Origin of the sequence: Mesonia aestuariivivens (assembly GCF_019311235.1) — a bacterium.
In the GTDB taxonomy this organism is placed as follows: Bacteria; Bacteroidota; Bacteroidia; order Flavobacteriales; family Flavobacteriaceae; genus Mesonia; species Mesonia aestuariivivens.
In genome coordinates, this window is the sequence record NZ_JAHWDF010000001.1 from 188,597 (window position 1) to 202,399 (window position 13,803).

Annotated in this window: 12 protein-coding genes; 9 read left to right on the top strand and 3 right to left on the bottom strand. The window is 34.0% G+C overall.

Annotated elements, in window-relative coordinates; all coding sequences use genetic code 11:
* Both rimK and KW502_RS00760 read right to left on the bottom strand, forming a co-directional pair.
* On the bottom strand, positions 1 to 873 hold the full coding sequence (rimK, locus tag KW502_RS00755; protein ID WP_219038615.1) for a 30S ribosomal protein S6--L-glutamate ligase: 873 nt from the start codon (positions 871 to 873) through the stop codon (positions 1 to 3).
* Positions 874 to 876: 3 nt separating this feature from the next.
* Positions 877 to 1,311, bottom strand: a complete 435-nt coding sequence (locus tag KW502_RS00760; RefSeq protein ID WP_219038616.1) for an ATP-dependent zinc protease family protein — start codon at positions 1,309 to 1,311, stop codon at positions 877 to 879.
* A 127-nt stretch (positions 1,312 to 1,438) separates the two neighbouring features.
* Here KW502_RS00760 and uvrC point away from each other — a divergent pair, with 127 nt between their 5' ends.
* The 6 genes from uvrC (at position 1,439) to KW502_RS00790 (ending at position 9,409) form a co-directional block, all read left to right on the top strand.
* Positions 1,439 to 3,229 carry an excinuclease ABC subunit UvrC gene (uvrC, locus tag KW502_RS00765; protein ID WP_219038617.1) on the top strand — a complete coding sequence of 597 codons (1,791 nt, stop codon included), beginning with the start codon at positions 1,439 to 1,441 and terminating at the stop codon, positions 3,227 to 3,229.
* A gap of 7 nt (positions 3,230 to 3,236) precedes the next feature.
* A complete protein-coding gene (locus KW502_RS00770; RefSeq protein ID WP_219038618.1) occupies positions 3,237 to 5,477 on the top strand; it encodes a patatin-like phospholipase family protein in 2,241 nt (746 codons plus the stop codon).
* Between the two features lie 47 nt (positions 5,478 to 5,524).
* Positions 5,525 to 5,842 carry a ribosomal maturation YjgA family protein gene (locus KW502_RS00775; RefSeq protein ID WP_219038619.1) on the top strand — a complete coding sequence of 106 codons (318 nt, stop codon included), beginning with the start codon at positions 5,525 to 5,527 and terminating at the stop codon, positions 5,840 to 5,842.
* A 678-nt stretch (positions 5,843 to 6,520) separates the two neighbouring features.
* Entirely contained in the window at positions 6,521 to 7,171 is a 651-nt protein-coding gene (locus KW502_RS00780) for a hypothetical protein (RefSeq protein WP_219038620.1), read from the top strand.
* A 59-nt stretch (positions 7,172 to 7,230) separates the two neighbouring features.
* Complete coding sequence (locus KW502_RS00785) at positions 7,231 to 8,343, top strand: hypothetical protein (protein ID WP_219038621.1); 1,113 nt, start codon at positions 7,231 to 7,233, stop codon at positions 8,341 to 8,343.
* A gap of 628 nt (positions 8,344 to 8,971) precedes the next feature.
* Positions 8,972 to 9,409 (top strand): hypothetical protein, encoded by a 438-nt coding sequence (locus tag KW502_RS00790; protein ID WP_219038622.1) that lies wholly within the window; start codon positions 8,972 to 8,974, stop codon positions 9,407 to 9,409.
* Positions 9,410 to 9,488: 79 nt separating this feature from the next.
* Here the strand turns inward: KW502_RS00790 and KW502_RS00795 are convergent, their stop codons facing one another.
* Positions 9,489 to 10,493, bottom strand: coding sequence for an LLM class flavin-dependent oxidoreductase (locus KW502_RS00795; protein WP_219038623.1), 1,005 nt, complete (start codon positions 10,491 to 10,493; stop codon positions 9,489 to 9,491).
* A gap of 247 nt (positions 10,494 to 10,740) precedes the next feature.
* Between KW502_RS00795 and KW502_RS00800 the strand changes: the two genes are divergently transcribed.
* From KW502_RS00800 to hppD, 3 genes are read left to right on the top strand one after another with little or no spacing between them, the layout of a single operon-like run.
* A complete protein-coding gene (locus tag KW502_RS00800; protein WP_219038624.1) occupies positions 10,741 to 11,910 on the top strand; it encodes a homogentisate 1,2-dioxygenase in 1,170 nt (389 codons plus the stop codon).
* 3 nt (positions 11,911 to 11,913) lie between these two features.
* Positions 11,914 to 12,384 carry a CCC motif membrane protein gene (locus tag KW502_RS00805; RefSeq protein ID WP_219038625.1) on the top strand — a complete coding sequence of 157 codons (471 nt, stop codon included), beginning with the start codon at positions 11,914 to 11,916 and terminating at the stop codon, positions 12,382 to 12,384.
* A gap of 27 nt (positions 12,385 to 12,411) precedes the next feature.
* Positions 12,412 to 13,572 (top strand): 4-hydroxyphenylpyruvate dioxygenase, encoded by a 1,161-nt coding sequence (gene hppD / locus KW502_RS00810; RefSeq protein WP_219038626.1) that lies wholly within the window; start codon positions 12,412 to 12,414, stop codon positions 13,570 to 13,572.
* Positions 13,573 to 13,803 lie beyond the last annotated feature (231 nt).

Here is a 13,803-nt window from a genome sequence, read left to right on the forward strand (position 1 = left end):
CTAAACGTTTTTTTCTATATATCTAATAATCGTTTTTGCGATATCTTTACCAGTAGCTTTTTCTATACCTTCAAGCCCTGGAGAAGAGTTAACCTCTAAAATTAAAGGTCCGCGACTACTTTGTAATAAATCTACTCCAGCAACCCCTAATCCCATAGATTTTGCTGCTTTTACGGCTGCAATTTCTTCTTCATCGGTAAGTTGAATAACATCTGCAGTACCACCACGGTGTAAATTAGATCTAAACTCTCCTTCTTTACCCTGTCTTTTCATGGCACCTACCACATGACCATCAACTACAAAAGCTCTAATATCTGCACCTTTGGCTTCTTTAATAAATTCTTGTACAATGACGCGAGCTTGTAAACCATTAAAAGCTTCGATCACAGATTGTGCTGCATTTTTTGTTTCAGCTAAAACCACTCCTAATCCTTGTGTTCCTTCAAGTAACTTTATGACAAGAGGAGTGCCGCCAACTTGTTTAATTACGCCTTCAACATCTCTAGAATAATTGGTGAAAACCGTTTTAGGTAAACCTATTCTTGCTCTAGATAAGACTTGTAAGCTTCTTAATTTATCTCTACTGCGTACTAAAGCTTCGGAATCTGTAGTAGTAAAAGCTCCCATCATTTCAAACTGACGAACAACGGCAGTACCGTAAAAGGTAACCGATGAGCCAATTCTTGGGATTATCGCATCTACATTTTCTATATAACCACCTTTGTAATATACGTTAGGTTTTCTTTTTTCAATAACGATATCACATTTTAAAGGATCAATCACTTCAACCTCATGTTTGCGTTTTTTGGCTGCTTCTACAAGACGTTGCGTAGAATATAGGTTTTGGTTTCTAGATAAGATTTTAATATTCATAATTTAATGTTCTTGTAAGTTGAAGGATATATCTTTTAATTGTGGATCTACTATAAATTTACCATTTAAAAACTTTCTGCCAATAAGAACAGGAAATTTCATTTCTTTTCGGTCGCTCAAAGAAAGCGATATTTTATAAACTTTACCGAAAATTTTTAAGGTAGATTTTATTTCGTATCTTTTCTGAGCAATCCCATTACTGCTTTTTACTCGAATGGTATTGAATTCTTTAAAAACTAGAGGCTTATGGTTGTAATCTGGATGTTCTTTATCTAAGAAATTACAATACAAAACACCATCTTTCTCATGAATATCTTCACAGTGTATAGATGAAGTATAAGCTCCGCTATCTATTTTAATAGCAATATCATTGAGATTAAGTTCTGGGAAATTAGCTTTATCAACTCTCCCAATAATTTTTTTAGTTTTATTCGTCATGTTAACAAATCTAAACAATTTTAAAAAAGACTTCTTTAATTTTATGTGAAAAACAAAAAGCTATTTTTTTTATGAATTATAATTCAACTCTTATTTATACCACAAAAACATCAATTATATTTGAAGTATGGATACACCTTCTGTAGAAATACAAATTAAAACGTTGCCCAATAGTCCTGGCGTTTATCAATATTTTGATAAAAATGATAAGATTTTATACGTAGGCAAAGCTAAAAACCTAAAGAAAAGAGTCTCATCTTATTTCAATAAAAAGCACGATAGCCACCGTATAGAGGTAATGGTAAAAAAGATCGTCACCATTAAACATATTGTGGTTAATTCTGAGACTGATGCGCTACTGTTAGAGAATAATTTAATTAAAAAATACCAGCCGCGTTTTAACGTGATGCTGAAAGATGATAAGACCTACCCGTGGATTTGCATTAAGAATGAACGCTTTCCGCGTGTGTTCCCAACTCGAAGAATCATTAAAGATGGGAGCGAATATTATGGACCTTTCACCAGTTTTAAAACCGTAAACACCTTATTAGAGCTAATTAAAGGTTTATATAAACTAAGAACATGCAACTACGATCTTTCCGAAGAAAAAATTCAAGATGGTAAATACAAAGTCTGTTTAGAATATCATTTAGGTAATTGTAAAGGTCCTTGTGAAGGTTATCAATTAGAAACAGAATATACCAAAAATATAGAGCATATTCGGCAAATTGTAAAAGGAAACTTTAAAGATTCCCTTCAGCAATTTAGAGAGCAAATGAAACTGCACGCTGAAAATATGGAGTTTGAAGAAGCACAGCAAATAAAAGAAAAAATAGATGTTTTAGAAAAATACCAGAGTAAATCTACCGTTGTAAATCCTAAAATTAATAATGTAGATGTCTTTAGTATTGTAAGTGATGAAGGGTATGGTTATGTAAATTTCCTTCAACTTTCTCATGGAAGTATTATTAGATCACATACCATCGAGATGAAGAAAAAATTAGATGAATCTGATAGAGATTTATTAGAATTAGGTGTGATAGAAATTAGACAGCGATTTAATTCTACTTCTAAAGAAATATTTGTACCTTTTTCTATAAATGCTGGTGAAGAGGTAAAAGTAACGGTTCCTAAACTTGGGGATAAAAAAGCCATTGTAGATTTATCATTGCGAAATGCAAAATACTTTAGGCAAGAGCGTTTTAAGCAAATGAAGATTGTAGATCCAGACCGTCACGTAAATCGCTTAATGGCGCAGATGAAAAAAGATTTACGACTATCGGTAGAACCAAGACATATAGAATGTTTTGATAATTCTAATATTCAGGGCACAAATCCTGTTGCCGCTTGTGTAGTTTTTAAAAACGGAAAGCCCAGCAAAAAAGACTATCGTAAATTTAATATTAAAACCGTAGAAGGTCCAGATGATTTTGCTTCGATGGAAGAAGTGGTGTTTAGGAGGTATAGAAGGTTATTAATGGAAGAACAACCTTTGCCGCAGCTTATTATTATTGATGGGGGGAAAGGTCAGCTTTCTTCAGCAGTAAAAGCCTTAAACGATTTAGGCTTGCGAGGTAAAATAGCCATTATAGGGATTGCAAAACGTTTAGAAGAATTGTTTTATCCGGGAGACTCTATTCCGTTATATTTAGATAAAAGATCAGAGTCGCTAAAAATTATTCAACAATTACGTAATGAGGCGCACAGATTCGGAATTACATTTCATCGTAATAAAAGAAGTAGTGCAGCTTTAGGGACAGAATTAGAAAGTATTGCTGGGATAGGAGAGAAAACCGCGGTAGAATTATTAAAACATTTTAGGTCTGTAAAACGCATAAAAACTGTAGAGAAAAAAGAACTAGTAGAAATTATAGGCAATGCAAAAGCAACCATAATTTACAACCATTACCATTCTTAAATATATTATGAAGAAAATTTTCAGGCTTTTATTTTTGTTGTTGGGTATGCTTGCGTTTAGTCAGGCTAAAGCTCAGTCTGAAGATTTAAAAGTCGGGTTAGTATTAAGTGGTGGTGGAGCTAAAGGCTTGGCACATATTGGTGCTTTAAAAATAATTAAAGAATCTGGAGTGCGCATCGATTATATTGGTGGCACTAGCATGGGAGCCATAATAGGTTCGTTATATGCTTCGGGGTATTCACCAGAACAATTAGATTCTATTTTTAAACTTACTAATTTCAATAAATTAATTCAAGATGAATTACCAAGGGAAGTAAAGTCTTTTAACGAAAAAAAAGACGCAGAACGTTATGCCATTGCCTTACCTTTTAAAAATTTCAAACTCAGTTTCCCTTCGGGATTATCTAAAGGTCAAAACTTATATAATTTGATGATGCAGTTAACCACTCCTGTAGCTCAAATTGAAGATTTCAGCAAATTGCCAATCCCTTTTTTTTGTATAGGCACCAATATAGAAACAGGAAAAGAGGTAGTTTTAGATCATGGTTCTTTGGCGCGTTCGGTGGCAGCCAGCGGCTCAATTCCTTCACTTTTTAGCCCGGTAGAAATAAACGGACAATTAATTACCGATGGAGGCGTCACCAATAATTATCCGATAGATGAAATAAAAAAAAGAGGTATAGATTATGTGATAGGAGTAGATGTTCAAGATAGTTTAGCAGATAGAACACAATTGCAAACGGCTTTTGAAATTCTTACCCAAATTAATAATTTTAGAACCATTCATGCTATGGAGGGTAAGCGTCAAAAGACCGATCTCTATATTAAACCTAATATAAAAGATTTTTCTATTTTATCTTTTGATCAAGGCAGTGCTATTATTAAAGAAGGTGAGCTAGAAACAGAAAAATTTTTAGATGAATTAAAAAAAATAACTCAGCGTCAACTTAAAAGTTCGGTAGAGAAGGAAAAACTTATGCTTACTGATTCAATCTATATTGGGCAAATTCATATTAACGGGAATAATAACTATCCTAGAAATTATATTCGCGGAAAACTAAAAATAGACTCCGATACTAAAATTTCTTACCGAGAATTAAATAGAGGAATTAATAATTTATCGGCCACTGGAAATTTTAAAAAGATAGAATATAAATTATCGCCTAAAAGAGGAGGAAAATCAAACCTTGTTTTAACCATTCATGAAAATGAAATTAATACTTGGGTGAGAGGAGCTTTGCATTATGATGAATTATATAAGAGTGCAGCTTTAGTAAATTTCACTCAAAAAAGTTTATTCCTTAAAAATGATATTACGTCGGTAGACCTAGTAGCTGGTGATAATTTTAGGTATAATTTTAGTTATTATATTGATAAAGGAAGTTATTGGAGTATAGGTTTAAATTCAAGGTATAATGAATTTAAGCAAGGTGTGCCTTTTAATTTTGTAGAGGATAATTTTAATTTAGGAGATTTTAATGTGAACAAGGTAGAGGTGGAATATTCAGATCTCACCAATCAATTTTATGTGGAAACCTATTTTGTTAAAGAATTTAAATTTGGATTGGGCGGCGAGCATAAATACACCAAACTAGAAACAGAAACCATCGTAGAGAATGAAAACAATCAAGAGTTTCCAGTTACGATTCTTGAGCAAAGCAACCTTTTTAGCGCCTTTGGATATTTAGAATACGATAAATATGATAATGCCTATTTTCCTGCCCATGGCGCTCATTTTAAAGGAGATTTTCACTGGTATTTGTTAGATTCAAAATCTTCCTTTGGTTTTGAGCCTTTTTCAATTTTAAAAGGCTCTGCGGGTTATGCTTTTTCTCCTTTACATAAATTTTCTTTACGTATACAATCTGAGACCGGAATTCGATTTGGCGATTCAAAAATGAATGGTTTAGATTTCTTTTTAGGCGGCTATGGTAATCGCTTTATTAACAATGTGAAACCTTTGCTTGGTTATGATTTTTTGTCGATATCTGGTGATAGCTACGTAAAAAGTTTAGTAGAGATAGATTATGAGGTTTTTTCTAAAAATCATATCATCGCGAGTTATAATGTTGCCAATGTAGAAGACGGTCTATATAGTTCTGGTAATGTTTTTTCTTTGCCAGATTATACAGGGGTAGCTTTAGGTTATGGTATAGAAACGTTGTTGGGGCCAATAGAAGTGAAATATTCTTACGCTCCAGAACTTTCAGAAAGTCAATGGTTTTTTAGTTTAGGGTTTTGGTTTTAATAGGATGAAATTCAACTACAAATATTTTTTTCTTTTTAGTTGAAGTAATGATCGAAAGATTTTTTAGCAGTGGCTTTATACGTGGTGTCTTTGGAGATTATATTATTGTCTTTGTGATCTACAGTTTTATTTGTTCATTTTTAAAGTTGAAAAAATTATACGTAGCAATAGCCGTATTAATTTTAGCTTACCTTATCGAAATAGGGCAATATTTAAATGTTTTACAGCTATTGAATATTACAAAATCTAGATCTACAGCCATATTGGTTGGCTCATCTTTCGATTGGAAAGATATGGCTGCCTACACCTTTGCTTTTATGACAATATTACTTGTAGAAAAATTACTTCACAAGAAAAACTCATAAAATTCTTCTTTTAAAGTATTGACTTGTTGATGCAAATTCTGGCTATAAATCCATCGCTTCCGCAATTAGCTTAAAAGATTTTAACCGAAGTTGTTTATCGTAGGTCATCGTGGTGATGACCAGTTCATCCACATCGTAAGTTGCTGCGACTTGCTCTAATTCAGTTTTTACTTGGTCTTGTGTTTTCTAGATGATTTGTTTATTTTTCGCTTCGATGCCCTGTTGTTTATAGTTAGAAAATATACTCTAAAACTTTTCTAAAGCCTCATAACAACCCGTTTTTGCAATCTTTTTTAAATCATAGTTTTATTTATTAAAAGAATAAAGACCAATGTTTTGCATATTGATTTTTAAACTATATTAGCTTTAACTTTTTGATTGTAAGTAAATTAAAATCAAGCCAAAATCTTCAAAGCAAAAAGAGAAGCCAAAATTAGGTCATAATTAAAATATGTTTAAAAAAATAAAAGAACAGATGAAAAACAAATTATTACTTGGCTTAGTTATAATTTTAAGTGGCTATGCTATGCATGTAGCGAGGATCATGAGGGTTTAGAGGAAAATTCTTTCGCTCCTACAGAAGCTAATTTTTCGCTTGAAGAATTAAAAGATAAACCCGATGTACACACCAAGATTAAATTGGGTGAAAAATTAATAAACCCTTATACAGTAAAGAATATGCAGGCAGCTTTTGATTATTATAACCTGTACGTATCAGATTCTCCATTTAAGATAAAAAGAGTAGTAGCTACGCACTATTATATACAAATTCTTCCACAAGAAAAAGAACTCGTTTTATTAGGTAGTTTAGATAAAAGTGATTTAGAAAATATACCTGTATTACATGATTTCCCATTAGACTATGAAGTCTTACAAGAAGGTGATTATTATGTCGAGCCTACTTCAGAAGACGATCTTTATCATCCAATTTTTACAGTTATTCCTGTAGATTACCAATTGCCACAAAGCTTACCTTACGAGGTTATTGACCCTGTATATTATCCTGAGGATGAAGAAGAATATGATGTAGAAACAGTTGCTTTGTTTTTTGCCGGATGGGAAGAAGATTTAAGAGCAGATGAAATTGAGCTAACCAAAGAGACTTTACCAAGATATTTGAATGAATCTAGGCAACAACAGCAAGCTGCAAGGCTATTTGGTAAACGTTATACTCCAAAAGGACGCATACGTGTTGAAAATACAAATACTAATATGCCGGAAGATTTAATGAAAGTGAAGGTGAGTACAGGAAGAGGAATTTGGTGGAGATATACCTATACTGATAATTCAGGAAATTTTACAGCTTCTAAAAATATAGAGGCAAAGTAAGGATTCGTCTTAAATGGCGAGGCTATACGGCAACCATCCGAAAAACTTGGAATGAGGTTTTGGGTATCCAAGTATTCGATCACCTTATGACGCTTACACGCGGAGGAAATAATCGTACCAAAACAATAGCTTATACCGAACCTAATTCTGAATTATTCGGGATATACTTGAGAGGAGGGCATCTTTGGTTTAAAGGAACTGTACATAATGGATTAAAAAAATATATAGACTATTGTAACCAAAATGCGATCAACCTATCTATTAGTAAAGCTAATGTTTGGGCTTGGGCTCGTGGAGGAGCATCTTCTACCCCAATGTTATACCGATATAAAAACCTGGCAGATATAGCGCTGTTCGCTAATGTTGGGCAGGCTAATGTGTGGCAAAATATAACTGCAGGAGCCACTACTTCTGCTATCAATTTGGTGCCGCCACATTTAAGACCAGATATTGTATTTCAAGGTCTAAAAAACAAGAAAGTTGGTAGTGCGGGAAAGAGTAATACCGTTCGTGTACATCAATTGGTTTTTCATGAATCAGGACATTATTCTCACGCCCGTAGGGCAGGAAGATTGTTCTGGGCAAAAAACTTTGGGGCTACGATAGCCAATGGTATAGGTGACCCTTATAGCGATGGAAGCCAGCCTTCTTATCAAGCCGGCGCGAGAATTGCTCTAGTAGAAGGTTCGGGGAATTTTACTGAATTTAAGATAACCAATTTTTATTATAATAAATCTTTTTACACATCACAAAATAACCTTTCTGCTTTTTTTCCTGCCGATGCCCCAGGAAACACCAACAGTATTGAAGGATACATGGAAAATTTTGATGTATATGATAGACCCATGCAGGATGAAAGAAGAGACGATAGAAGTTGGTTTTTACATGGATTGTTTTGGGATTTGTTAGATAACAGAAATGAAATTAGTGTAGGAAATTTCACCTTTTCACAAAGATTAGATGGAAGTGGTGACTTTATTAATAATATAAATGATAATGTTAATTTACCGGGGAGTAATGATTTTGACCTTTCAGCTATCTTTAACGTATTGGGGAGCAATACACATGATGTTTGCGACCTTAAAAATCGTTTGCTAAACAACAATCCTACAATGATCAATGGTCTTCATCAATCATTTAATAGCTATGGATACTGTGTTCCCCAACTTTAAAAACTTGTTTAGACTTTTCGGGGTAATTAGCCTATGTTTTTTATGTATGGCTTGCCCCGGAGAAGAAAACTGTGACGATATGGGTAATAGTGTAAGAATTGATGGTCTGAATTAAATTAATACCTGAAAAAAAGTTTATCAAAAGTCAGATACTATTACGCTAAAGCTAACGATACCAGTGGTTAATAATTATTTTGGAGATCAATTGAATATTCACAATGTAATAGAAGGCGATAGTCCTAAATTAACAATGATAGGTTTTAAGCAACTATCTAAAGATAATAGGTTAGAATTTATTTCGGGAAATCAGGGTGAATTTGATAATTGGTTAACATTGGATAAAGATGAGTCGGAAGATAATTATAAATATTAATTATTTTAGATAGAATAGCTTTTTATTCCATCGTTAGTGATGATTATATAATTTTTAAAGGTAAAAGTGATTGCAATGAATATCTGATAGCTACAAATATAGAATGGAGCGAATATGTAATTATTGAGTTTACAGTTGAAGAATAATTATTTAGCAGCTATTCCACAACTTTAAAAACTCTTGTAGACTTTTCGGGATAATAAGCCTATGTTTTTTATGAATGGTGTTTGCCCAGGAGGAGAAAACTGTGACGATATGGGCGCAAGCGCTTTAGTCGATGGCTTAATTACCCTTTCACCGGAACAAGAAGTATATGAAGTAGGGGATGAATTAACTTTATCCCTAAGTTTATTTTCGAATAACACCTATTTAGAGGATGAAGTAGATTTTTATATGGAGACCCATGATAAATCACCACTATTGGTGTTTCATTTTGAAGAATTATTCTCAGCGAATGAAGTGTTAATTAATAAGGGAAAGAAAGGGGATTCATCAAATAGGTATTATATGGGTTATAATCAAGAAATTGGAATCTATGAACTGATAATTAACATCACATTGGAAAAAAACTGCTCATATGCTTTTCTTACTGATGCGAGTATTTATGTAATCGGAAGAGAGAATTGCAATCGTTATAGGTTAGATATAAGTATAGTTTGGCAAGGTATTCCTTGGGTTGAATTTACCTTTTAAGAATAAATAAGGAATCACTCTTAAATAGCGTCCGGCAATTGCCGGACGTTTTATATTAAGTAAGCTTGTTTTTAAAAATTTAAGGCTTCAACCCCATCGCTTCCGCAATTAGCTTAAAAGATTTTAACCGAAGTTGTTTATCGTAGCTCATCGTGGTGATGACCAGTTCATCCACATCGTAAGTTTCGGCAAGCATTTCTAATTCTGCTTTTACTTGGTTTTGCGTTCCAGAGATGATTCGGTTGCTATTGGCTTCAATGCGTTGTTGCTCGTAGGCAGAAAATTCATATTGTTCGACCTCTTTAAACGCCGGACGTTTTCCGAAATTCCCTTTTTCAAACTGTACCAAAGTGTAATCCATATACTTTCGCATATTGGCCGCAATTTGTTCGGTTTCTCCACACATTACAAAAGAAGAAAGCAATACCTTAGGTTCTTGTAAACTTTCTGAAGGTTTAAAATTATCCCGATAAATTTTGACTACTTCAGGCGGGACATTTCCATTAATAAACTTGGCAATGGCTAAACCTAATCCTTTTTCAGCCGCTACTTTGGCACTTCCCCCACTAGAGCTTAAAATCCATTGGTCGGGAACACTTTCTGCCTGCGGAATAGCATAAATCCTACCGTTTTCTGTTGCTGCAGTATCTCTAAAAAAATGCTGTAAATGGTCGAGTTGCTTCAGATAATCTTCTTCTTTGAAAGTATTGGAAGGATTCAGTAACATCGCACTTATGCGGTCGCCGCCGGGTGCGCGACCCATTCCCATTTCAATACGCCCGGGAAAAAGAGCTTCCAACATTCTAAAATTCTCAGCCATTTTAAAAGCGCTGTGGTTAGGTAGCATAATACCGCCACTACCAATTTTTATATGTTGTGTGGCATCTGCCAATTTCACCATCAGCACTTCTGGGGCAGAACCGGCGATGGAAGGCGAGTTATGATGTTCTGAAACCCAGAAGCGATTATAACCTAAGTCTTCAGCAAGTTTTACGGTTTCAATGGTTTCTAATAAAGCTTCACGGGCGGTGGCGCCGTGCCGAACAATAGATTGATCGAGAATGCCTACTTTTATATCTTTCATTTTAAATTGGTTCAGGTGAAGTGATAAAACCCTTAATTTCCCTTTCAGTGAAAAAGTAAATAGATTTTATCTAAAATTCAGTTCCATACATTAATCGAAATAGTGTTCCTTTCATTACAGAAATAGGCTTCAATTTTATTAATGAGGGAATAGATTTTAAGTATCGAAAAATTTTAGGAACAAGTGTTTTAAACGTTTGAATTAAACGAAAAAAAATTGCGATATTTGTAAAAACCACAAGTAAATTATGCCATTTTATCATAAATTAGGAAAGATACCCCATAAGCGGCACACAATTTTTAAAAAACCCGATGGAAGCCTCTACTACGAACAACTGTTTGGTACCATTGGTTTTGATGGAATGTCGTCTAACCTGTATCACGAACATCGACCTACTCAGGTAAAAGAAATTAAAGGAAGTTATAATGTAGCTCCAAAAATTGCTATCGAAAATAACCTTAAGTCGTATCGATTTAAAGGTTTTCAAGTCGTGCCAGCCCCAGATTATTTAGAAAGCAGAAAGGCTGTACTTACCAATCAAGATTGTACTATAATTTTAGCTTCGCCACAAAATACAACGCAAGAGTATTTTTATAAAAATGCTGATTGTGATGAGCTGATTTTTATTCATAAAGGAAGTGGTAAACTTAGAACTCATTTAGGGAATTTAGATTTTAAGTACGGTGATTATTTGTTAATCCCTAGAGGTACAATTTATAAAATCGATTTTGACGATGAGAATAACCGATTGTTTATTGTAGAATCGCATCGACCTATTTACACGCCAAAAAGATATAGAAATCATTTTGGACAGTTGTTGGAGCATTCGCCTTTTTGTGAGCGAGATTTGCGCCAACCTTATGAATTAGAAACCAACGATGAGAAAGGAGATTTTCTAATTAAAATTAAAAAGAATAAAGAAATTTTTGATACCGTTTATGCAACTCATCCTTTTGATGTAGTTGGTTATGATGGATACAACTATCCGTATGCGTTTTCTATTCACGATTTCGAACCCATAACAGGTAGAATACACCAACCGCCACCAGTGCATCAAACTTTTGAAACCGATGCTTTTGTGGTGTGTTCATTTTGTCCGCGTTTATACGATTATCATCCAGAATCTATCCCAGCCCCTTACAGCCATAGCAATATAGATAGTGATGAGGTTTTATACTATGTAGATGGAGATTTTATGAGTAGAAACGATATTGAAGCTGGTCATATTTCATTGCATCCAGCGGGAATTCCTCACGGACCCCACCCAGGAGCAGTAGAACGTAGTATTGGGCAAACCGAAACCGAAGAGTTAGCTGTAATGGTAGATACTTTTAGACCTCTACAAGTAACCGAAGAGGGAATGAAAATTGCCGATGATTTTTATCATAAATCTTGGTTAGATCATAAACACGAGTAGTTAATGAATAATAATAAACTTCCTGCAGACTCTTCTGCAATGACTTTGGGCATTATTGCATTGGTAATCGTAGTTGTAGGTTGCTGTTGTGGGTTATTAACTTATGTTGCTTTAATACTATCGATCATAGGTTTAATTTCAGCAAATAAAAGTCTGAGTCTTTATCGATTGCAGCCAGAAATTTATGATCCAATTAGCGTGAGTAATGTTAATAACGCTAAAATTGTAAATATGGTAGCGATTGTTTTGAGCGGAATTATTTCGCTGAGCTACAGTATCTATTTTATAATTTACGGAGCATTATTTTCTACGATGTTATTTGGCCTATATGATAATTATCAAGAGTTAGGAGAATTTGATAATTGGGATCAAGATTCTATTTATCAAGATGAAACTTATAAGTATGAAGTAGAAGAGTATGATGAGTCAACAAATTTGGAAGACACTTTAGTATTGGACTCTTTAGAATTTTAATTATTAAATACCTTAAAACTTAGAAAAATGAGTAAAGAAATAAAGAATGTAGACTACGGTCTAGAAAAAATATTTGAAGATGCACAAGATTTTTTGCCGCTTCTAGGAACAGATTACGTAGAATTTTATGTAGGAAATGCAAAACAAGCAGCACACTTTTATAAGACCGCTTTCGGCTTTCAATCTAAAGCGTATAAAGGATTAGAAACCGGAAGTAGGGACACCGTCTCTTATGTGCTTCAGCAAGATAAAATACGATTAGTGCTTACGACTCCCCTAAACTCTGAGCATCCAGCAAACAGCCATATCGTAAAACATGGAGATGGGGTAAAAGTAGTTGCGCTTTGGGTAGAAGATGCTAAGAAATCTTGGGAAGAAACCACATCTAGAGGTGCAAAATCTTTTATGGAACCTACTGTTGAAAAAGATGAACACGGCGAAGTGGTAAGAGCAGGTATTTATACGTATGGAGAAACTGTACATATGTTTGTAGAGCGTAAAAACTACAACGGTGCTTTTTTGCCAGGCTTTAGAGAATGGAAAACAGATTTTAACCCTGAACCAGTAGGGTTGAAATACATAGACCATATGGTAGGAAATGTGGGTTGGAATGAAATGAATACTTGGGTAAAGTGGTATGAAGATGTTATGGGTTTTGTGAATTTCTTATCATTCGATGATAAACAAATACATACCGATTATTCTGCTTTAATGAGTAAAGTGATGAGTAATGGTAACGGGAGAATAAAATTTCCTATAAATGAACCTGCGGAAGGAATTAAAAGGTCTCAAATTGAAGAATATCTAGATTTTTATGAAGGACCGGGAGTACAGCATATTGCTGTAGCCACAGACGATATTATTAAAACCGTGGCAGATTTACGCGCTCGTGGGGTTGAATTTCTATCCATTCCGCCAGAAGCTTATTATAAAGACGTACCTAAAAGGTTAGCAGAATTTAGTCACGAATTACACGAAGATATCGAAAAGTTAAAAAGTCTTGGTATTATGATCGATGCAGATGAAGAAGGCTATTTGTTACAAATATTTACTAAACCAGTAGAAGATAGACCAACACTTTTCTTTGAAATTATTCAGAGAATGGGAGCTAGAGGCTTTGGAGCGGGTAATTTTAAAGCCTTGTTTGAATCTATAGAACGAGAGCAAAGCTTGCGAGGAACGTTGTGATTTTAAGAAAACATTAAATAATCATCAAATAAATTTAAATATTTGTAATTATTTGCATGGTAAATAGTTAAAAGAAAAAAAAGGGTTGTGGGGTAGTTAGAACTGTGATATTTTTGCACAGCATTTTCGGAGTGGTTACCAAAAATGCTTTGAAAAAAGATTTTTTTCATAAATTTAAGTTTTAGTTGGTTAATAAGGACAAGCCTCATCAATTTTTTTGATGAGGCTTTT

Coding starts and splice junctions, on each gene's coding strand:
- rimK (WP_219038615.1), bottom strand. CDS start 873: ATGAATATTAAAATCTTATCTAGAAACCAAAACCTATATTCTACGCAA.
- KW502_RS00760 (WP_219038616.1), bottom strand. CDS start 1,311: ATGACGAATAAAACTAAAAAAATTATTGGGAGAGTTGATAAAGCTAAT.
- uvrC (WP_219038617.1), top strand. CDS start 1,439: ATGGATACACCTTCTGTAGAAATACAAATTAAAACGTTGCCCAATAGT.
- KW502_RS00770 (WP_219038618.1), top strand. CDS start 3,237: ATGAAGAAAATTTTCAGGCTTTTATTTTTGTTGTTGGGTATGCTTGCG.
- KW502_RS00775 (WP_219038619.1), top strand. CDS start 5,525: ATGATCGAAAGATTTTTTAGCAGTGGCTTTATACGTGGTGTCTTTGGA.
- KW502_RS00780 (WP_219038620.1), top strand. CDS start 6,521: ATGCAGGCAGCTTTTGATTATTATAACCTGTACGTATCAGATTCTCCA.
- KW502_RS00790 (WP_219038622.1), top strand. CDS start 8,972: ATGGGCGCAAGCGCTTTAGTCGATGGCTTAATTACCCTTTCACCGGAA.
- KW502_RS00795 (WP_219038623.1), bottom strand. CDS start 10,493: ATGAAAGATATAAAAGTAGGCATTCTCGATCAATCTATTGTTCGGCAC.
- KW502_RS00800 (WP_219038624.1), top strand. CDS start 10,741: ATGCCATTTTATCATAAATTAGGAAAGATACCCCATAAGCGGCACACA.
- KW502_RS00805 (WP_219038625.1), top strand. CDS start 11,914: ATGAATAATAATAAACTTCCTGCAGACTCTTCTGCAATGACTTTGGGC.
- hppD (WP_219038626.1), top strand. CDS start 12,412: ATGAGTAAAGAAATAAAGAATGTAGACTACGGTCTAGAAAAAATATTT.